Source organism: Streptomyces sp. NPDC005141, assembly GCF_053599975.1.
On sequence record NZ_JBSFYW010000008.1, the window covers coordinates 185,355 to 205,656 of the forward strand.

At 71.6% G+C, this 20,302-nt stretch carries 13 protein-coding genes and 2 pseudogenes; 8 read left to right on the plus strand and 7 right to left on the minus strand.

Annotated elements, in window-relative coordinates; genetic code table 11:
- Positions 1-49: 49 nt before the first annotated feature.
- Positions 50-685, plus strand: a complete 636-nt coding sequence (locus ACWD68_RS09300; RefSeq protein ID WP_451805846.1) for a GNAT family N-acetyltransferase — start codon at positions 50-52, stop codon at positions 683-685.
- Between the two features lie 71 nt (positions 686-756).
- Here ACWD68_RS09300 and ACWD68_RS09305 read toward each other — a convergent pair.
- The 7 genes and pseudogenes from ACWD68_RS09305 to ACWD68_RS09335 all read right to left on the minus strand — a co-directional run.
- A pseudogene (locus tag ACWD68_RS09305) lies at positions 757-949 on the minus strand (scabin-related ADP-ribosyltransferase); the annotation flags it as partial.
- Between the two features lie 141 nt (positions 950-1,090).
- Positions 1,091-2,287, minus strand: coding sequence for a YncE family protein (locus tag ACWD68_RS09310; protein ID WP_451805847.1), 1,197 nt, complete (start codon positions 2,285-2,287; stop codon positions 1,091-1,093).
- A complete protein-coding gene (locus ACWD68_RS09315; protein ID WP_451805848.1) occupies positions 2,287-3,126 on the minus strand; it encodes a polysaccharide deacetylase family protein in 840 nt (279 codons plus the stop codon). Before ACWD68_RS09315 ends, ACWD68_RS09310 begins: the two co-directional genes overlap by 1 nt.
- A 300-nt stretch (positions 3,127-3,426) precedes the next feature.
- A complete protein-coding gene (locus tag ACWD68_RS09320; RefSeq protein ID WP_451805849.1) occupies positions 3,427-3,930 on the minus strand; it encodes an ATP-binding protein in 504 nt (167 codons plus the stop codon).
- Between the two features lie 364 nt (positions 3,931-4,294).
- Positions 4,295-5,062: an enoyl-CoA hydratase/isomerase family protein gene (locus ACWD68_RS09325; RefSeq protein ID WP_451805850.1), complete on the minus strand. Its 768-nt coding sequence runs from the start codon at positions 5,060-5,062 to the stop codon at positions 4,295-4,297.
- 89 nt (positions 5,063-5,151) lie between these two features.
- Positions 5,152-6,402, minus strand: coding sequence for a L,D-transpeptidase (locus ACWD68_RS09330; RefSeq protein ID WP_451805851.1), 1,251 nt, complete (start codon positions 6,400-6,402; stop codon positions 5,152-5,154).
- Between the two features lie 179 nt (positions 6,403-6,581).
- Complete coding sequence (locus ACWD68_RS09335) at positions 6,582-7,811, minus strand: Ig-like domain-containing protein (protein ID WP_451805852.1); 1,230 nt, start codon at positions 7,809-7,811, stop codon at positions 6,582-6,584.
- A 151-nt stretch (positions 7,812-7,962) separates the two neighbouring features.
- Here ACWD68_RS09335 and glgX point away from each other — a divergent pair, with 151 nt between their 5' ends.
- The 7 genes and pseudogenes from glgX to ACWD68_RS09370 form a co-directional block, all read left to right on the plus strand.
- Entirely contained in the window at positions 7,963-10,284 is a 2,322-nt protein-coding gene (gene glgX, locus ACWD68_RS09340) for a glycogen debranching protein GlgX (RefSeq protein WP_451805853.1), read from the plus strand.
- A 162-nt stretch (positions 10,285-10,446) separates the two neighbouring features.
- On the plus strand, positions 10,447-12,450 hold the full coding sequence (locus ACWD68_RS09345) for an ABC transporter ATP-binding protein (protein ID WP_451805854.1): 2,004 nt from the start codon (positions 10,447-10,449) through the stop codon (positions 12,448-12,450).
- Positions 12,447-14,387 carry an ABC transporter ATP-binding protein gene (locus ACWD68_RS09350; RefSeq protein WP_451805855.1) on the plus strand — a complete coding sequence of 647 codons (1,941 nt, stop codon included), beginning with the start codon at positions 12,447-12,449 and terminating at the stop codon, positions 14,385-14,387. Before ACWD68_RS09345 ends, ACWD68_RS09350 begins: the two co-directional genes overlap by 4 nt.
- 41 nt (positions 14,388-14,428) lie before the next feature.
- Entirely contained in the window at positions 14,429-16,327 is a 1,899-nt protein-coding gene (locus tag ACWD68_RS09355; RefSeq protein WP_451805856.1) for an ABC transporter ATP-binding protein, read from the plus strand.
- Entirely contained in the window at positions 16,324-18,081 is a 1,758-nt protein-coding gene (locus ACWD68_RS09360) for an ABC transporter ATP-binding protein (RefSeq protein WP_451805857.1), read from the plus strand. Before ACWD68_RS09355 ends, ACWD68_RS09360 begins: the two co-directional genes overlap by 4 nt.
- 176 nt (positions 18,082-18,257) lie before the next feature.
- A complete protein-coding gene (locus ACWD68_RS09365) occupies positions 18,258-19,235 on the plus strand; it encodes an NAD(P)-dependent alcohol dehydrogenase (RefSeq protein ID WP_451805858.1) in 978 nt (325 codons plus the stop codon).
- A 453-nt stretch (positions 19,236-19,688) separates the two neighbouring features.
- A pseudogene (locus tag ACWD68_RS09370) lies at positions 19,689-20,302 on the plus strand (M4 family metallopeptidase); the annotation flags it as partial.

Genomic DNA, 20,302 nt, shown 5'->3' on the forward strand with positions numbered 1-20,302 from the left:
CGAGTCTGGGCCTTCCAGTCGGTGGAGACTCAAGCGGTGGGGGACAGTCATGCCCGGCACTCTGCGCGACATTCTGGACGCGGCGGCCCGTGGAGTCTTCCCGCCGCCCGACGGCGCCACCACCGTCGTACCCCAGCACTCCCCCCGCGACGCCGGGGTCCTCGCCTTCACCGCGCACTCCGTCGTCTTCACCGACGAGGACGAGGGGTGGGTACGCACGGCGCTGCGGGCCGTCGCATGCGACGCGCTCGCCGCGACCATGAACCCCCGGTTCCTCGCCGCGTTCATGGAGCGGACGGGGCGGTCGAACGACACGATCGACCTGCTCTCCGTCGGCACTCCGCTCCCCGGCCCGCCGCCCCTCGCGCTCACGGAGCTCGCCGACCTCGGTCATCCCCGGGTAGCCGGGTCCCGCAGGCGGCGCGACGGCGTGCGGGCGTGGACGGCGGACGGCGGGGTCCTCGTCCTCGGGCGCGGGATCGGGGGCCGTCTGGAGATCGCGGTCGAGGTGGACGAGGACGTACGGCACCGGGGGCTGGGCCGGGCGCTCGCGTCGGCCGCGCTCCACCTCGCCGACGAGCCGGTCTGGGCGCAGGTGGCGCCGGGGAACGCCCGCAGTCTGCGGGCGTTCCAGTCGGCCGGTTACCGTCCCGTCGGAGCGGAGGCACTGCTCAGCGCGTACTGAATCCCAGCGCGTACGGAACCCCAGGGCTTGCTGAACCCCAGTGTTGAACCCCGGTACGGGCTGGACGTGCAGAGGTCGTGGTCGTACGTCGTCGACACATACGGCGAGGGCTGGTCGACCAGGACGTGGTTCTCGATGTCGTACTGCCCGGCGACGACGTCCTTCGCGGTGGAGGCCCTGCTCGAAGACGGTCGCCGGGCCGCGGCTGTCGCTGCGGTACAGGGTGCCGCAGGTCTTGCGCCAGACCGGCTGCGGCGGTCGTCGCGAGGGACAGGGCGACGGCAGCGGCCCGCCGCCGCGGGCGAGTTGTGATCACGGGGAGCACGATCGCGGTTCCGCGGCGACGGGCCATGGATCATCACCCGTACGACGACGTGTCAGACGTGGCATTCAACAGGCGCCGCCCTAGCGGAAGATGCCGGTGTGGCCGAGCGAGTAGCGGCCGGGCTGGGGGTACACGGCGAGGCCGTGCGGACCGCTGCCGACGGGGATGCGGGCGAGCTGGGCGCCGGTGCGGGTGTCGATGGCGTACACCTCCGCGTTGTAGCGGCCGGAGAGCCACAGGACCTTGCCGTCCGCCGAGACGCCGCCCATGTCGGGGCTGCCCCCGTCGGGCAGGTGCCACTTCTTGGTGAGCCGGTCCTGGGTGAAGTCGAAGATGGAGATGGTGCCTTCGCCGCGGTTGGAGATGTACATCTCGCGCGAGTCCCGGCTGACGTACAGGCCGTGGCAGCCCTTGCCCGTGTGCAGCAGGGTCGGCCTGGTGAACTTGTCGCCGTCCAGGATCCACACGCCGTCGGCCATCATGTCGGCGATGTAGAACTTCTTGCCGTCCGGGGAGATCTTCACGTCCTGCGGCATCGCTCCGTGGTACGGCAGCTTCCGCTGGCTGATCACCTTCATCCGCTCGGTGTCGACCTTGAGGAGTTCGCCGCTGAACTCGCAGGACACGATGAAGTAGCGGCCGTCCGGGGAGAAGTCGGCGTGGTTGACGCCGTAGCAGCTCACCGGCTCCGTCTTGACGCGCTTCATGGTGTGCGCGTCACGGAAGACCAGTTCGCGGTCGAGGGAGGCCATGACGACGGCGTACTTGCCGTTGGGCGTGAAATAGAGGTTGTACGGGTCGTGCACGTCGACCGGCTTGCCCGCCTCACCGGTTCTCGGATCGATGGGCGTGAGGGTGTTGCCCTTGTCGTTGTTGACCCACAGGGTCTTCATGTCCCAGGAGGGGACGACGTGTTGGGGCTGGGCGCCGACCGGGATCGTCTCGATGACCCGGTACGTCTTCGGGTCGATCACCGAGACCGTGTTGGAGTTGGTGTTGGGCACATAGACGCGGGACGGGAAGTCCTTGACCACCGGGGAGAGCCGGTTCGGGCGGTCGGCGGCATAGACGTCCGCCGGATCCAGCAAGGGCGGCATGCCGGGCAGTCCCTGGACCGCCGGCTTCTTCGCCGGGGCGGGCCGGACGGCGGCCTTGCTGCCGAGGGCTTCGTCGGCGTGGTCCCGGGAGGGGCCGCCGCAGCCCGCGAGGACGGCGAGCGTGGTGAGGGCGGCGCCGGCGGTGAGCACGCGGTGCAGGGGGGAGGGTGGCGTCAGCATCAGCTCAGCAGCTCCGTGGTGGTGACCGCGCGCAGACCGCGGCGGTCGAGTTCGTGCAGGAGGGCGGGGAGGGCGGCGACCGTGTCGGTGTAGCCGAAGTGCAGGCTCACGATGGAGCCGGGGCCGACTCCGGCCAGGACGTTGCGGGTGACCGCGGTGGCTCCCGGCGAGGTGAAGTCGAGGGAGTCGACGTCGTAGGAGAGCGTGTGCGGGTAGCCCGCTTCGCGGGCGAGGCGGGCGACCAGAGGGGAGGCCCGGGGGCTGCGGGACGGCCGGAACCAGGTGCCGATCGAGCCGGTGAGCCGCTTGAGGCGGTCCGCGCAGCCCTGGATCTCCGCCGCCGCGTCCGTCCGCGACATGGCGTTGATGTCGAGGTGGCGGAGGGTGTGATTGCCGAGGTCGTGGCCGCCGTCGAGGATGCGGCGGGCGAGGCCCGGGTGCTCGTCCAGCCAGGTGCCGACGGCGAGGACGGTGACCCGGGCGCCGGCCTTCTCGGCTTCACCGAGAAGCGAGTTGGCGACGGCGGGGTCGCCCTGACCGTGGAAGGTGAGGGCCACTCTGGACGGTCGGGTGCGGGTGCCGTGGGTGATCTCGGCGGGCTGGGCTGGGTAGCGGCGGGGGGCGGGGGCGAGCGCGGGGGCTCCGCCGGTCGCGGCGGCGGAGGGCGCGCTGGGTGCGGCCGGGGGTGTGGTGAGAGGGCGGGGGTGGGTGGCTCGAGGGGTGGAGCAGCCTGCGGTGACTCCGGCGGTGAGTGTTCCTGCGGTGAGCGCGAGTCCCGTGAGCAGGGCCGCGCGCCGGGGCGGGGCGGGGGCTGCGTGGTCTTCGGCGGGCGTGGTCACCGGACCATTTAAGGATGAATCGGCCGAAAAACCGGCGATTGGTCCGGCTGGGTGGTGGTGCGGGTCGCTCCGTGTTCTCGGGTCCGGGGGCGCACCGGGCCGGGCGGAGCCCGTAAGCGGAGCAAGATCCCCTGCTTATGGATCAGTCGACCGGGTCTGCGATAGTCGACGATGCGACCTCCACCCATTGACCCGGGCCACGGTTGTCGCCGGTGGCGCGGTTCACACCCCAATTCGTTCCGCGACACCCCGGAAGCCCCGGCCGTCACGCGGCCGGGGCTTCCGCGTGGGCGAGAGCATTCAGCGGTCGGCGACGCGCATTTCGAACCAGGTTGTCTTGCCGCGGGGCAGCAGGTCGACGCCCCAGCGGTCGGAGAGCTTGTCGACGAGGAAGAGGCCCCGGCCGCTCAGGTCCATTTCCTGGACCGGCATGAGACAGGGAAGGCCGCGGGAGGGGTCCCGGACCTCGATACGGATCCAGCCGCGGCGGCGGCGCATACGGAGTCCGAAGACGCGGGCGCCGGTATGACGTACGGCGTTGCCGACGAGTTCGGAGACGAGTAAGACCGCGTCCTCCGTCATCTTCGGGGACAGGCCCCAGTTCCGCAGCACCACGACCTGCGCGAGCCGCCGCGCGGTGGCCGCGGACTCCGGGCGGGACGGCAACGGCACCTCTCCCTCGGCCGGATTGCCGAACAACTCCAGCGCCTTGAGCGCCCGTTCGTCCTCGACCGCAGGCGTCCAGCGCGCCGCGGTCGCACTTCCGTGCCGCCGCGGCTGTTCGATACCCTCCAGCCCCGCCATGCCCCCCATCATGGCCGCCAAGAGCCCGCTTCGGGGCCGTTCCGGAGGAATACGCCCCCCGGAACACGACATTCCGCACCATCCGATCGGCATATGCCAGAGGCAGTTCAGCGACGAAGAGAGCCCTTCCGACCTGCCGGAACAAGTCGGTCGAGGGCAATCACCACCGCCCCCCGACAAGGTGCGCTTAAGGCTGCCTTAAGGCTGGCATAAACCGTCCCATCGGGGGACGCCGGGTAAGACATCGCGTCAACTGCAAGTGGATCAGCGGAAATGACGGGGGTGACGTTCGCCGGATCGGCAGCCGCCGGCCTGCCGGCCCCGGGGCCGGGAGGCCGTGTCCCTCATGGGTGCGGCGAAACGATCAGAGGAACTTCGCCTTGCCGGGCCCCTCCTCCACGAAGCTCCGCATGCCCCGCTCCCGGTCCTCCGTCGCGAACAGGCCCGCGAACCAGTTCCGCTCGATGGTCAGCCCGGTCTCGATGTCCGTCTCCAGGCCCGCGTCGATCGATTCCTTCGCGGCCCGCAGCGCGATCGCCGGGCCCTGGGCGAGCCGGGCGGCCCAGGCGTGTGCGGCGGTGTAGACCTCGGCGGCGGGGACGACCCGGTCGACCAGGCCGAGTGTGAGGGCCTCGTCCGACTTGACCATGCGGCCCGTGAAAATGAGGTCCTTGGCCTTGGAGGGGCCGATCAGCCGGGACAGCCGCTGGGTGCCGCCCGCACCGGGGATCAGGCCGAGCAGGATCTCCGGCTGGCCCAGCTTGGCGTTGTCGGCGGCGATGCGGTAGTCGGCGCAGAGGGCCAGTTCGCAGCCTCCGCCGAGCGCGTATCCGGTGACGGCGGCGACGACCGGCTTGGGGATGCGGGCGACGGCGGTGAAGGATTCCTGCAGGGCCCGGGACCGCACGACCATCGCCGCGTGGTCCATGGCCTGCATCTCCTTGATGTCCGCGCCCGCCGCGAACACCTTCTCCCCGCCGTAGAGCACCACGGCGCGGACGTCCGGCCGGGCCGTGGCCTCCTCGGCGAGCTCCTTGAGCCGGTCCTGCGTCGCGACGTCCAGGGCGTTCATGGGAGGGCGGTCCAGGCGGATGGTGCCCACGCCTTCGGCCACTTCGAGATGCACAGTCATGGAAGCAGGTTAGTGGCCGTTAACGGCAACGGGCCGGGTGTGCTGAGTCACAGCACACCCGGCCCGCCGGAGACCGATACGACGACCGGTTACTCGGTCCAGTCCGACCAGGACATGTTCCAGCCGTTGAAGCCGTTGTCCGGGGCGACCGTCTTGTCGTTGGAGTTCTTCACGACCACCACGTCGCCGATCATCGAGTTGTCGAAGAACCAGGCCGACGGCACCTTGCCGTCGTAGCCGCCGCGCACATCGCGCAGGCCGATGCAGCCGTGGCTGGCGTTGTAGTTGCCGAAGGCGCCGCCACCCCAGTAGTTGCCGTGGATGAACGTTCCCGAGTTGGTCAGACGCTGGGCGTGCGGCACGTCCTTGATGTCGTACTCGCCGCCGTAGCCGACCGTCTCGCCGTTCATGCGGGTCACCTTGAGGCGCTCGCTGATGACCATCTGGCCGTTCCAGGTGTCGTAGCCCGGCTTGCCCGTGGTGATCGGGATGGTCTTGAGGACCTTGCCGTCACGCTTGACGACCATCTTGTGGGTCTTGGCGTTGACGGTGCTGACCTGGCTGCGGCCGATCGTGAACTTCACGGTCCTGGCCTGCTTGCCGTAGACACCGGGGCGGCCTTCGACACCGTCGAGGTTGAAGTGCACGGTGACCTTCGTACCGGCCGCCCAGTACTCCTCGGGGCGGAAGTCGAGACGGTCGTTGCCGAACCAGTGGCCCTGGACGTCGACCGCCGGCTCGGTCTTGAAGGTGATGGCCTTCTCGACGTCCTCGGGGTGCGTGATGCCCCGGGTGAAGTGGATCGAGAACGGCATCCCGACACCGACCTTGGAACCGTCCTCGGGCGTGTAGATGCCCACGAACGTGTTCTTCGGGGTCAGCGTGGTGAACGCGGACTCCTCGGCCGCCTCACGACCGCCGGAGTCCTTGGCCACCGCGTGGACCTTGTACTTGGTGGCCGCGGCCAGGTGGGTGGAGGGCGTCCAGGTGGCGCCCCCGCCCGTGATGCTGCCCTCGACCGCGTTGCCCTTGGTGTCCTCGACCTCGACCTCGGTCAGTTTGCCCTTGGCCGCGGTGACCTTGAGGGCACCGCTGGTCTTCACATCGGCGGCGCCGTCCTTCGGAGCGATGGTCACCACCGCCTGCGAGGACTTGGTGTCCGCCGTACCGCTGGACCCCTTGCCCTTGCCGTCACCCGAGCCGGCCCCCTGGTCCGAACTCCCTCCCCCACCGCAGGCGGTCACGGCGAGCAGCAGAACTCCCAGCAGCAGTGCCAGAATTCCCTTGCTCTTGTGTGTCCGCGCGCCAACCGACGCCCCCGATATCGGTCGCCCGTTCAAAGTCGTTCTCCCCTCGCACGGCCTGATCAGGCCCGCACTCCAGCGCGTCCCACGCGCGTATCGCGCTAATTAATCACACGACCTGGAGCGATGGATCCCCGGGAAGGTCACCGTTCAGTCCCAACTTCGGCCGTACGGGGCGCGACTGGAGTCCATAGTGCGCATACCCGTATATCGGGTTACTTCACCGCCCCACCCGCTTTCCATGCTTTCCAGCCCATGTTCCAGCCGCCGAGTCCGTTGTCGGCGGCGACCTTCTTGTCCTTGCTGTGGACGACCTCGATGACGTCCCCGATGAGGCTGCGGTCGAAGAACCAGCCGGCCGGGGTGTCCGAACTGCCGCCCTTCACGTCCAGCAGTCCCACGCAGCCGTGGCTCACGTTGGTGTTGCCGAAGGCGTCCGGCGCCCAGTAGTTGCCGTGCAGGAAGGTTCCGGAGTCGGTCAGGCGCATCGCGTGCGGCACGTCCGGGATGTTGTACTCGCCGCCGAAACCGACCGTGCGGCTGTTCATCCGGGTCACTTCGAGCATTTCCGTGACGACCATCTTCCCGTTGTACGTCGTCGTCTTGGGCGCCCCGGCCGTGATCGGCACCGTGGCGAGGAGGTCGCCGTCGCGGCGCACCTCCATGGTGTGCGCGCGGGCGTCGACGAGGGAGTGCTGGCTGCGGCCGACGGTGAAGGAGAAGGTCTTGGACTGGAGTCCGTACACGCCCGGTGCCGCTTCGACGTCACGCAGACGCAGCGCCACGGTGACCTTCGTGCCCGGCTTCCAGTACCCCTCGGGACGGAAGTCGACGCGGCCGTTGCCGAACCAGTGCGGGCGGATCGCGACCGCCGGCCGGGCCCGGACGTGGATGGCGCGTTCGACGGCGGCCCGGTTCTCGATCTCGCGGTTGAACTCGAGGGAGACGATCATTCCGGTGCCGACGGTGGACCGGTTCTCCGGCGTGACGTATCCGATGAACCGCTCGTCGGGGACGGCCGTGGTGAACGTGGTGTGCCGTGCCGAGCGCCGCCCCTGCCCGTCCAGGGCCACCGCGTCGACCGTGTACTTGGCGGCCAGCGAGAGCCGCGCGTCGTCCGGTTTCCACGTCAGCCCGTCGTCGGTGATGTGCCCGGGCACCGGGAACTCCTGGGCGTCCTGGGACTTGACGACCTTCACGGACTCCAGGCGCCCGCTGGGCACCCGTACCCGCATCGTCTCCTGCGGGCGTACGCCCTTGGTCTTGTCGTCGGGCGAGACGTGGATGACGTCCTCGGGCGACCGTGGTTTGCCGAACGCCTCACCGATCCCTTTCGAGATCCCGTCGGAGGTGCAGCCGGAGGCTCCTGCCAGCAGGCCGGCCCAGGTCAGTACGGCGGCCAGCGCGGCCCCTGCGCGCCGCGCGCGCGTCTGTACGTGCTTCACAAGGGACCCAACGACGCCGCCCCTCCGGGGAAACGTGAGTGCGAGCCACGCTCTGGGCAGAACAGTGGGGAGGACGACGCGACAAGGAGCTGCGGCCGGGACGCCGTGCACCCTTTTTCGTGGCGTTCCACGAGCCGTGGGAGGCTGACCGGTGTCGAGCGCACCCGAGCAGGAGGCGGTCCACGAGGGACGCGCCGCGGGCGACGGGCTGCCCGCGCAGACCGCCATGGACCTGACGGGGCAGTCCGCCCCCGCACCGCCGGCCACCGAGCCGACTGCGCAGCCGGCCGCTCCCCCGCTGAACGGCGCACGGCGCCCGGCGGCGCCCCCCGTCTCCGTATGGCCGGGTGCCCCGACTCCGCTCGGAGCACGTTTCCGGACCGGGCCCGACGGCACCACGGGCACCAACTTCGCGCTGTGGGCGGGCGGCGCGGAGGCCGTCGACCTGTGCCTCTTCGACGAGGGGGGCGCCGAGACGCGCGTCCCGCTCACCGAACTCACCCACGAGATCTGGCACGGCTTCGTCCCCGGAGTGTTCCCCGGCCGCCGCTACGGCTTCCGGGTGCACGGCCGCTGGGACCCGTGGACCGGCGCCCGCTGGAACCCGGCGAAGCTGCTCCTCGACCCGTACGCCCGTGCCGTGGACGGCGACTTCAGCCTGCCGCCGGAGGTGTACGGGCATGTCCGGGACTGGCCCCAGCAGCAGGTGGCCGACACCGTGCGCGACGACCGCGACTCGGCGCCCTTCGTCCCCAAGGGCGTCGTCGTACAGGACGACGACGACTGGTCGGACGACCACCGCCCGAAGACCCCGTGGGCGGACTCGGTGATCTACGAACTGCACGTCCGTGGATTCACCCGTCTGCACCCCGGGATTCCCGAGGACCTGCGCGGCACGTACGCGGGGCTGGCGCACCCGGCCGCGGTCGAGCACCTGGTGAACCTCGGGGTGACGGCGGTGGAGCTGCTGCCGGTGCACCAGTTCGCCCACGAGGACCATCTCCTGCGCCGGGGCCTGAAGAATTATTGGGGCTACAACTCCATCGGCTATTTCGCCCCGCACGCCGGCTACGCCGCCTCCGGCACGACCGGCCAGCAGGTCGGCGAGTTCAAACGGATGGTGCGCGCGCTGCACGCGGCCGGGATCGAGGTCATCCTCGACGTGGTCTACAACCACACCGCGGAGGCGGGCGAGCTGGGTCCGATGCTGTCGCTGCGCGGCATCGACAACCGGGGGTACTACCGGCTCCAGTCGGACACCCGCCGCTACGCGGACTACACGGGCTGCGGCAACACCCTGCACGTCGTGCAGCCTCAGGTGCTGCGGCTGATCACGGACTCGCTGCGGTACTGGGTGACCGAGATGGGCGTCGACGGCTTCCGCTTCGACCTGGCGGCCGCCCTGGCCCGGTCCATGCACGACGTCGACATGCTGTCGCCGTTCCTCGCCGTCATCGCGCAGGATCCCGTACTGCGCCGGGTCAAGCTGATCGCCGAGCCGTGGGACGTCGGCTCCGGCGGCTACCAGGTGGGCGCGTTCCCGCCCCTGTGGACGGAGTGGAACGACCGCTACCGCAACGCCGTCCGGGACTTCTGGCGCGGTGCGCTGCCCGACGTACGGGATCTGGGATACCGCCTGTCCGGGTCGAGCGACCTGTACGCCTGGGGCGGACGGCGTCCGTACGCCTCCGTCAACTTCGTGACCGCGCACGACGGCTTCACCCTGCGGGACCTCGTCTCCTACGAGCGCAAGCACAACGAGGCGAACGGCGAGGGCAACCGGGACGGCACGGACGACAACCGGGCGTGGAACGGCGGGACGGAGGGCGAGAGCGAGGACGAGCGCGTACAGGTACTGCGGCGGCGCCAGTTGAGGAATCTGCTGACGACGCTGCTGCTGTCGACCGGGGTGCCGATGCTGGTCGCCGGGGACGAGTTCGGGCGGACCCAGCGGGGCAACAACAACGCCTACTGCCAGGACAACGAGATCAGCTGGGTCGACTGGTCGCAGCTGGACGACCCCGGCTGGCGGGCGCTGTTCGAGCTGACGTCGCGCCTGATCACGCTGCGGCACGAGCATCCCGTGCTGCGCCGCCGGGCGTTCTTCTCCGGGCGGGCCCATTCGGCCGACGGACTGCGGGACCTGGCCTGGTTCACCGCGCGGGGCACCGAGATGACGGAACGGGACTGGTACGCGCCCGCCGCGACGCTCGGCATGTATCTGTCCGGCCGGGACATCCCCGGCCGGGACGCCCGGGGCGCCCCGGTCGTCGACGACAGTTTCCTCGCCGTGCTGCACGCCGGGGACCGGCCGGTGGGATTCGACCTGCCGGGAATGCCCTGGGCCGCGCGCTACGAGGTGGTCGTGGACACCTCGCGGGAGCAGCAGTCCGAGGCACCCGGGGTCGTGCACCGGGCGGGGACGGCGATCACGGTGCCGCCCCGGTCCGTGCTCCTGCTGAAGGTCTGCTGAGGGCGGTCCGGTCAGACCCCCGACGCCCGGCCCCGCGCCGGCCGCGGGCTGGTCGCGGGCTGGTCGCGGGCTGGTCGCGGGCTGGTCGCGGGGCCCCGAGCGACTCAGGTGCGCCGAAAACTCGGTGGGCACTGTCAGTGGTGAAACGTAGGCTCGCCCGTGATGCCCACACCACCAGACGCAGCCGCCCAGGACCACTCCGACCGTTCGACCGTACGCAGCCTGCTGCGCCTGTGGCCGTATGTGCGGCCGGTGCGGGCGCGGTTGTTCGTCGCGGCGTTCGTCGCGGTGGTCGCGTCCTGTATGGCGCTGGTGTTCCCGCTGATCCTGAAGTGGATGGTGGACGGTCCGGTCGCCGGGCACGATGCGGCGGGCGTATGGCTCGGAGCGCTGTATCTGCTGCTGCTCGGCATCGCCGAGGCAGGTCTGTTCGGGCTGCGCAGATGGCTGGTGGCACGGCCGCTGGCCGGGGTCGAGGCGGCGATGCGGGCCGACCTGTACCGGCATCTGCAACGCCTGCCGGTCGCCTTCCACGACCGCTGGGCGTCGGGCCAGCTGCTGTCCCGGGGGACCACCGATCTGATGCTGGTCCGCATGTTCCTGGCGTTCCCGCTGACCTTCCTGCTGGTGAACGCCGTGACGATCCTCTCCGGCATCGCCATCATGCTGGCCCAGGAATGGACCCTCGGGCTGGTGCTCCTGGCCCCCGCCGTCCCTGTGATGATCGTCTGCTGGCTCTTCGAGCGGCGCTACTCGGAGGTGGCGCGGCAGGCGCAGGACCAGGTGGGCGACCTCACGACGCTGGTCGAGGAGAGCGTGCTCGGCATCCGGATCATCAAGGGGTTCGGACGCCATCGCAGCCAGGCGCGCGCCTTCCGTGACCTGTCCCGGACGCTGCGCGGCACGGAGCTCGTCAAGGCCCGGCTGCTCGCCTCCATCTGGGCCGTCATCGTCACGCTGCCCGAATTCGCCATCGGCGTCGCCCTCGTCCTCGGCACGGTCCAGGTCGCCGACGGCCACCTCTCCGCCGGCACGCTGGTCGCGTTCCTGTCGACCGCGCTCGCCCTGCGCTGGCCCGTCGACTCCATCGGCTTCCTCCTCGCGATGAGCCAGGAGGCGGCGACGGCCACGGAGCGGTACTTCGAGGTCATGGACGCCGCACCGGAGTCGGCCGAGGTGACGGCGCCCGGCCCGGACCCGGCACCGGCCGCCGTGAACACACCCACCCCGGAACCGGCGCCTGCCGGCACCGCCGCACCGGCACACGAATCGGCACCGGCCATCGTCGGCGGACCCGCCCCGGAATCGAGGCGGGCCGCGACCGCCACGCCGGCCGAGGACCCTGTCCCGGCGAAGGCCGTCGCGATCGCGCGGCCGGCCGGAGCGGTGTCCGGCGACGGCCGCGGCGGGCCGGAGGCCGCCGGCGGACTGCGGTTCCACGGCGTCGAGTTCCGCTACCCCGACGCCCCCGCGGACACGCCGCCCGTCCTGGTCCACATCGACCTGCACATCCGCCCCGGCGAGAGCATGGCCCTCGTCGGCGCCACCGGCACCGGCAAGACCACGCTCACCGCGCTCGTCCCCCGCCTGCACGAGGTGACGTCCGGCCGGATCACCCTGGACGGCCGGGACATCACCGGGATGCCGCGCGAGGAGCTGCGCGAGCTCGTCGCCGTCGCCTTCGAGGAGCCCACCCTCTTCTCGGCCACCGTCGGCGAGAACGTCCTCATGGGCGCCGCGGAGACGGCGGGCCGGGCCGAGCTGGACCGTGCCCTCGCCGTCGCCCAGGCCGACTTCGCGCACGCGCTGCCCCAGGGCACGGCGACGCAGGTCGGCGAGCAGGGGCTCAGCCTCTCCGGCGGGCAGCGGCAGCGGCTCGCGCTGGCCCGCGCGGTGGTCGGGCGGCCCCGCTTCCTGGTGCTCGACGACCCGCTGTCGGCGCTGGACGTGCACACCGAGGCGGCGGTCGAGGCCGCCCTGCGCCGGGTGCTGGCGGAGACGACCGCGCTGATCGTGGCGCACCGCCCGTCCACGGTCCTGCTGGCCGACCGGGTGGCCCTGCTCTCCGGCGGCCGTGTCGCGGCGGTCGGCACCCATCACCAACTGCTGCGCACGCATGCCGAGTACGCCCATCTGATGTCGGGTGCAGAGGAGGACGGCCGATGACGGCGGCGCCCACGACCACCGCGCCGGACAGGGACCCGAACGAGGAACCGTACGAGGGATCGACCGGAAGACAGGACGAGGGGCCGGAGGAAGGACCGGGCGGCGGGCGGGGGAGGGACCGGGCGGCCGGGGAACCCGAGCCGTACCAGGACCCCTTCGACCGCGACGCCCTGCCCACTCCCCCGGGCGCGACCGCGACGCTGCTGCGCTCGCTGCTCGCCCCGCTCCGGGCGCGGGTGGCCGTGACCACCGTCCTGCTGCTGCTCCAGCAGGCGGCGGTGCAGGCGGGCCCGCTGCTGGTGGCGTACGCCATCGACCGCGCCGTGCCCGCGTTCCGGCAGGACGACCACGGGCCGCTGATCGCCGTCGGCGTCGGCTATCTGCTGTGTTCGGCGGCCTCGGGCGGTCTTCAGTACGCGTTCATCACCGCCTCGGCCAGGGTCAACCAGGACGTGCTGCTCGATCTGCGCGGCCGGATCTTCCGGCACGCCCAGGCGCTCAGCATCGACTTCCACGAGCGCTACACCTCGGGCCGGCTGATCTCCCGCTCCACGACGGACGTCGAGTCGCTGCGCGAACTGCTCAGCGAGGGTCTCCAGGAACTCGTCACGGTCATCCTGTCCTTCGTCTACATCTCGGCGATGCTGCTCTGGCTCGACGTCGGCCTGGGCGCGGTCGCCGTGGTCTCCTTCGTGCCGCTGTATCTGCTCATCCGCCGCTACCAGCACCGGGCGGGCCGGATCTTCGCCGTCCGCTCGACGACGATCGCCGCGGTGATCGTGAAGTTCGCGGAGACGATGAACGGCATCCGCCCGGTGCGCGCGTTCCGCCGGGAGGCCGCCAACGAAGCGGACTTCCGGGTGCTCAACCGGCGGCACGAGAAGACGAACGGTGACGCCCTGCTGGAGATGGCCCGCTATGTCATCGGCTCCCGTCTCGTCGCCAACACGGCGGTCGCGGGCATCGTGCTGTGGGGCTCCTCCCGGGTGGCGTCGGGTTCGCTGGCGCTCGGAGTGCTCGCCGCGGCGGTCCTCTATCTGCGCCGGCTCTACGACCCGATCGACCGCCTCGGCATGTTCCTGAACTCCTACCAGTCCGCGGCGGCCTCGCTGGAGAAGATCGCCGGCCTGCTGGCCCAGACGCCGTCCGTGCCGGAACCCTCCGTGCCGCGGCGGCTGCCGGCGCTCGCCTCCGAACACCCCGGCCGCGAGGTCGTCTTCGACGAGGTCCGCTTCGCGTACCGCACCGGTGGGGAGGTCCTGCCGTCCTTCTCGCTCACGATGTCCGCGGGGCAGACGGTGGCCGTGGTCGGCTCGACCGGCGCCGGCAAGTCGACGCTGGCCAAGCTCCTGGCCCGGTTCTACGACCCCTCCGACGGACGGGTCCTGCTCGACGGGGTCGATCTGCGCGAGCTGTCGGTGCCCGAACTGCGGCGCGGGGTGGTGATGGTGACCCAGGAGGCCTTCCTGTTCTCGGGCACGGTCGCCGAGAACATCGCGATCGGCCGTCCCGAGGCGTCCCGCGAGGAGATTGAGCAGGCCGCGAAGGCGATCGGCGCACACGACTTCATCAGCGCCCTGCCCGACGGCTACGACACCGACGTCCGCAAGCGCGGCGGTCGGATCTCCGCGGGCCAGCGCCAACTGGTCGCCTTCGCACGGGCGTTGCTGGCCGATCCGGCCGTGCTGATCCTCGACGAGGCGACCAGTTCGCTGGACGTCCCGGGTGAACGGGCCGTGCAGCGCGCGATGGCGACGGTGCTGCGGGGACGTACGGCGGTGATCATCGCGCACCGGCTGTCGACGGTGGAGATCGCCGACCGGGTGCTGGTGATGGAGCACGGGCGGGTCGTCGAGGACGGCACGCCCGCCGAACTCGTCTCGAGCACCGGGCGGTTCGCGGACCTGCACCGGGCGTGGCGCGACAGCCTCGTATGACGACGGACCGGCCGAATGGCGAACCGGGGCAAAGGGGACGGATGATCGACGCGTACGCGGATCCGGGAACACCGGACCGCCGGGGCGGCTGGCGGTTTCTGTGGTGGCTGGTCACGAGGCAGGCGGGCCGCTCGCTCATGGGCGCGGTGGTCGCCACCGTGTGGATGGGACTCACGGCGCTCACGCCGTATCTGCTGTCCCGGGCGATCGACGACGGTCTGGAGCCGGACGACGGAACGGCACTGGCCGGCTGGACGGCCGCCGTGCTGGGTGCCGGCGTGTTCAACGCCTGGCTCGGCGTCGTACGGCACCGCACGATGACCAAGGTCCGGATGGACGCCAACTTCCGTACGGTCAAGGTCGTGGTCGAGCACGCGGCCCGGCTCGGCGCGGCGCTCTCACGGCAGATCGGGGCCGGGGAGATCGTCACGGTCGGCGTCGGCGACGTGCGGACGATCAGCGGGTCGCTGACCGTCGTCGGGCCCGGACTGGCCGCGGTCGTCACCTACGCCGTGGTCGCCGCGCTGCTGCTGCCGGTCTCGGTGACGCTGTCCGTGGTGATCCTGCTCGGCGTGCCGTTGATCGCCGTTCTCGTCGGGCCCCTGATGGGCCGGCTCCAGGGGACCGAGACGGGGTACCGCGAGCGGCAGGCCGTGCTGACGGCACGGATCGCCGATCTCGCGGGCGGGCTGCGCGTCCTGAACGGGCTCGGCGGGAAAGGGCTGTTCGCCGACGCGTTCCGCCGCGACTCGCAGGACCTGCGGGAACAGGGGTACCGCGTCGGCGCGGTCACCAGCTGGATCCAGGCGCTGGGCATGGGACTGCCGACCCTCTTCCTGGCCGCGGTGACCTGGATCGCGGCCCGGCTGGCCGCTCAAGGAGTCATCACCATCGGCGAGTTGGTCTCCGTGTACGGGTATGTCGCGGTCCTCGTCCTGCCGGTGTACTTCTTCATCGACTGCGCCTACGAACTCTCCCGGGGCGTGGTCGCCGCCCGGCGCGTCGTACGGTTCCTGTCGCTGGAGCCCGTCGCCGAACCGTCCGACGCGCTGAACGCCCCGGGGTTCCCGGCCGTGCTGCACGATCCGGAGTCCGGGGTCCGGGTGGTCCCGGGGAAGCTGACCGTGCTGGCCGGGGCCCGCCCGGCGGAGTCCGAGGCCGTGGTCGACCGCCTCGGCCGGTACGCCGCGTCGGACGTGACCTGGGGCGGCGTACGCCTGGACGAGGTCGCCCTGTCCCAGGTGCGCGAGCGGATCCTGGTCGCCGACAACGAGGCCGACCTGTTCGCGGGCACCCTGCGCGAGCTGGTCCGAGGACGCCGGGACCCCGACGAGGAGACCATCGCCCGGGCCGTGCGCACGGCCGCCGCCGACGACATCGTCCTCGGCCTGCCGGGCGGTCTCGACTCCGCCGTGGACGCGCAGGGCCGCAGCCTGTCCGGCGGGCAGCGGCAGCGGGTGCGGCTCGTGCGGGCGCTGCTCGCCGACCCGGAGGTGCTGTTCGCCCTCGAACCGACCTCCGCGCTCGACGCCCACACCGAGGCTGCCGTCGCGACCCGGCTGCGCGCCGCGCGCTCGGGCCGTACGACCGTGGTGACCAGCACGTCGCCCCTCGTGCTGGACCGCGCGGACACCGTCTGCTTCCTGGTCGACGGCAAGAGCGCGGCGACGGGCACGCACCGCGAACTCCTCAGAACGGAACCGGGCTACCGGGCCCTGGTGGCCCGTGACATGGAGCCGGACACCGATGCGGGCCCGGAGGCGGACGCGGGCATGGAGACAGGCGCAGGCATGGAGACGGGCGCAGGCATGGACAAGGACACCCGCCCGGCGGCAGGCGCCGGAGTGACGGCCGGCCCGGACGTGGACCCGGCGGCCGGCGTGGACCTGGTAGCGGACGCGGGCCCGGCGGCCGGCGCGGACGAGGAGGTCATGTCGTGAGCGGCCGTCTGCCGGTGGCCGGGCGGGCCGATGTGCGACGGGCGGCGGTACGGCTGATCCGGGCGGACGGGCGGGCGTTCGCCGCCCTGCTCGGTCTCAACGCGCTGGCCGCCGCGGCCGGTCTGGTCGGCCCCTGGCTGCTCGGCCGGATGATCGACGACGTACGGAGCGGCGGCGGTGTGGAGGCGGTGGACGGACCGGCGCTCGTCATCCTCGTGTCGGCGCTGGCCCAGCTGCTGCTGGCGCGCTGGGCCCGTTACGTGGGGCACAGGTTCGGGGAACGGACGCTCGCGCGGGTGCGGGAGGAGTTCGTGGAGCGGACGCTGACGCTGCCCGCCTCGATCGTGGAGCGGGCGGGCACCGGCGATCTGACGGCGCGCGGCACCGCCGATGTGACGGTGGTGGGCAACACGCTGCGCGACACGGGCCCCCAGCTGATGATCTCCGGCGCTCAGGCCCTGTTCATCCTCGTCGCCGTCTTCGCCATCGACCCGCTGCTCGGCGGCTGCGGGGTGCTGGGCCTGGCCGGTATCTGGTTCGCGTTGCGCTGGTATCTGCGCCGGGCGCGCACCGCCTATCTCGCCGAGGGCGCCGCCACCTCGGAGGTCGCCGAGATCCTCGCGGCCACCGCGTCCGGCGCCCGCACGGTGGAGGCGTTCGGGCTGGGCGAGCGCCGGACCGGGGCGAGCCGGGACGCGCTGGAGGTCTCCCGGGTGAGCCGGATGCGGACACTCTTCCTGCGCAGTGTGTTCTTCCCGGCCGTGGAGATCTCGTACGTCGTCCCGGTGGTCGCCGTGCTCCTGGTGGGCGGCGCGCTGCACGCCCGGGGCACGCTGAGCCTGGGCACGGTGGTCGCCGCGACGCTCTATCTGCACCGGCTCGCCGAGCCGCTCGACCAGATCCTGAACCAGGTCGAGCAACTGCAGAGCAGCGGCGCCTCGTTCGCCCGCGTGGAGGGCCTCGCCCGCGCACCGCGCGCCGTCCCGGCCGGTTCGCCCGCGCCGGTGGACGACCGCATCGACGTCACCGGCGTGCGGTACGCGTACGACCGCGGCGGCGAGGTGCTGCGCGGGGTCGATCTGACGGTGCGGCCCGGGGAACGGCTGGCCGTCGTGGGGCCCTCCGGCGCCGGGAAGAGCACACTGAGCAGACTGCTGGCGGGTGTCGACGCGCCGGGCAGCGGGACGGTGACGGTCGGGCGGGTGCCGGTCGTCGACCTCGACCCCGAGCAGCTGCGCCGGCAGGTCGTCCTCGTCACCCAGGAGCACCATGTGTTCCTCGGCACGGTCCGCGACAACCTGCTCATCGCCGAACCCGCTGCCGGGGACGCCGAGTTGTGGGCCGCGCTCGCGGCGGTCGGCGCCGAAGACTGGGCGACGGAGCTCCCGGACGGGCTGGACACCGAGCTGGGTCCCGAGGCCCTCCGCGTCGACGGCTCACGCGCCCAGCAGCTGGCGCTGGCCCGGGTGGTGCTGGCGGACCCGCACACCCTGATCCTCGACGAGGCCACGGCGCTCCTCGACCCCACGACCGCCCGGCACACGGAGCGCGCGCTGGCCGCCGTCCTCGAAGGCCGCACCGTCATCGCCATCGCCCACCGGCTGCACACCGCGCACGACGCCGACCGGGTGGCGGTGATGGAGGGTGGCCGGCTGACCGAACTGGGCACGCACGAGGACCTGGTGGCGGCCGACGGTGCCTACGCGGCGCTGTGGCGCTCGTGGCACGGGGAGCGACGGCCCGCCGACGGCTGAACGGCAGGGAGACGGGGGACACGGGAGCCGCGGCACGAGCGCCGGCGGTCTCCGGTCTCCCCTAGGGCTTGTCCCCGATTCCCGTGCACCGGGTGCTCGGTTAGCCTCGCAAGCAGTGGCGCTCCTCCCGCCAGCCGATCAACTTCCGCACCTCAGGGGTGCTTTACGGAGTTCCGATGAAAGCGATCGCCCAGGACCGGTACGGCTCTCCCGACACGTTGGAGCTGCGCGAGTCCGACAAGCCGGTACCGACCGGAAACCAGGTGCTGGTGCGGGTCGAGGCGGTCTCCCTCAACGCGTACGACTGGCATCTCATGCGCGGCGATCCTTATCTGGCCCGGCTGTCCTTCGGTGTCCGCCGGCCCCGGCAGAAGATCCGGGGGCGGGACTTCGCGGGGCGGGTCGAGGCGGTCGGCGCCGACGTGAAGCGGCTGCGTCCCGGGGACGAGGTGTTCGGTGAGGCCGACGGGGCGTTCGCCGAGTACGTGTGCGCGCCGGAGGACGTGGTGGAGACGAAGCCGGCGGGTCTGACCTTCGAGCAGGCCGCCGCGCTGCCGCTGGCGGGGAACACCGCTCTCATCGGGCTGCGTGACGTGGCTCCGCTGCGGCCCGGGCTGCGGGTGCTCGTCAACGGCGCGTCGGGCGGCGTCGGCACCTTCGCCGTGCAGATCGCCAAGGCGTACGGCGCGGAGGTGACCGGCGTGTGCAGCGCGCGGAACGCGGACCTGGTGCGGTCGCTCGGCGCGGACCGCGTCATCGACTACGCCACGGTGGACTTCACCCGTGAGGGGCAGCGCTACGACGTCGTGTTCGACCTGGTGGGCAATCGCTCCCTGGCCGCGTTCCGGCGCGCGCTGACGCCCAGGGGGACGCTCGTGCTGTCCGGCGGCGGGGTGTCCGAGGGCGGCAGCCTCTTCGGGCCGATGGGGCTCATCCTGAGGGGCCCGGCGCTGTCGCGCTTCGTCGGTCAGCGGATCCTCACCTTCTCCGCGACGCCGTGCGGGGAGAACCTCGCAACCCTGCGGGAACTGGTCGAATCCGGGAAGGTCGTCCCGGTCGTCGACCGGACGTACGCCTCCCTGAGCGAGGTGCCGGAAGCGATCCGCTATCTGGAAGTGGAGCACGCCCGGGCGAAGGTCGTCGTCACGGTGTGACCCCTGTGGCAGGCCGGGCGGCCGGTGCGGCGCGCGCGTCGTTGGTCCTCGACTCCCCGCAGGTCGGCGGGGATCCGGCTGCCCCGCGGACTCCCTCCGCGAGGGGTCCGACCGTTGCGGCGCGATTCCCGGCGCGTGTCCGACGGGCGAATTCCTCCTCACGCGCGATGGAAGATCGGCGCACGGTCCGAGGGACAGTTCGTTTACCGAACATGGCGCTCCGGTCAACGAACCGTTTCCGGCCAATGTGCTGACGCGGTCCTGACAGAAAGCGTCATCCCCTGCCACTCTTCCCTCGGCTACTTCACAGCAACCTCACAGCTACGTCCGCTGTGTCGTGCCGAACGACCCCATGCACCTGGTTCCGCGTACGTCCAGTTCTGCCCGGACGGGTCACCCATCGTCCGGTCTCCCCTGGCCGCGCGACCCGCGGCCATGCAGAAGGAGTCCGTGTTGAGCAGCAGTTCTCCCCACAGACGCACCTCCCACATCACCAAGCGCCGCGTCGCCGGTGTCGCCCTCGTCGGCGTCTCCGCCCTGCTGGCCGCGGCCGTCCAGTCGGGCGCCGCGAGCGCCGCCCCGGAGCAGGCTCCCCGGGCGGGCGGGATCAACCCGGGCGCCGTCGCCGTGAAGCTCACCGCCTCGCAGCGCGCCGAGCTGATACGTGACGCCGACTCGGCCAAGGCGGCCACCGCCAAGAACCTGGGCCTCGCCGCCGGCGAGAGCCTCGTCGCCCGTGACGTCATCAAGGACCACGACGGCACCGTCCACACCCGCTACGAGCGGACGTACGAAGGACTGCCGGTCCTCGGCGGCGACCTGGTGGTAGACACCACCAAGTCCGGGAAGACCGGGCACGTCTACAAGGCCACGAAGGCCGCCCTCAAGGTCGCCACCCTCAAGCCGACGGTCGCCGCCGCCACGGCGGAGAAGCAGGCCCTGTCCGCAGCCAGGGCCGCCGGCTCGAAGAGCACCGCCGCCGACAAGGCGCCCCGCAAGGTGATCTGGGCCGCCTCCGGCAAGCCGACCCTCGCCTACGAGACCGTCGTCGGCGGCCTCCAGGACGA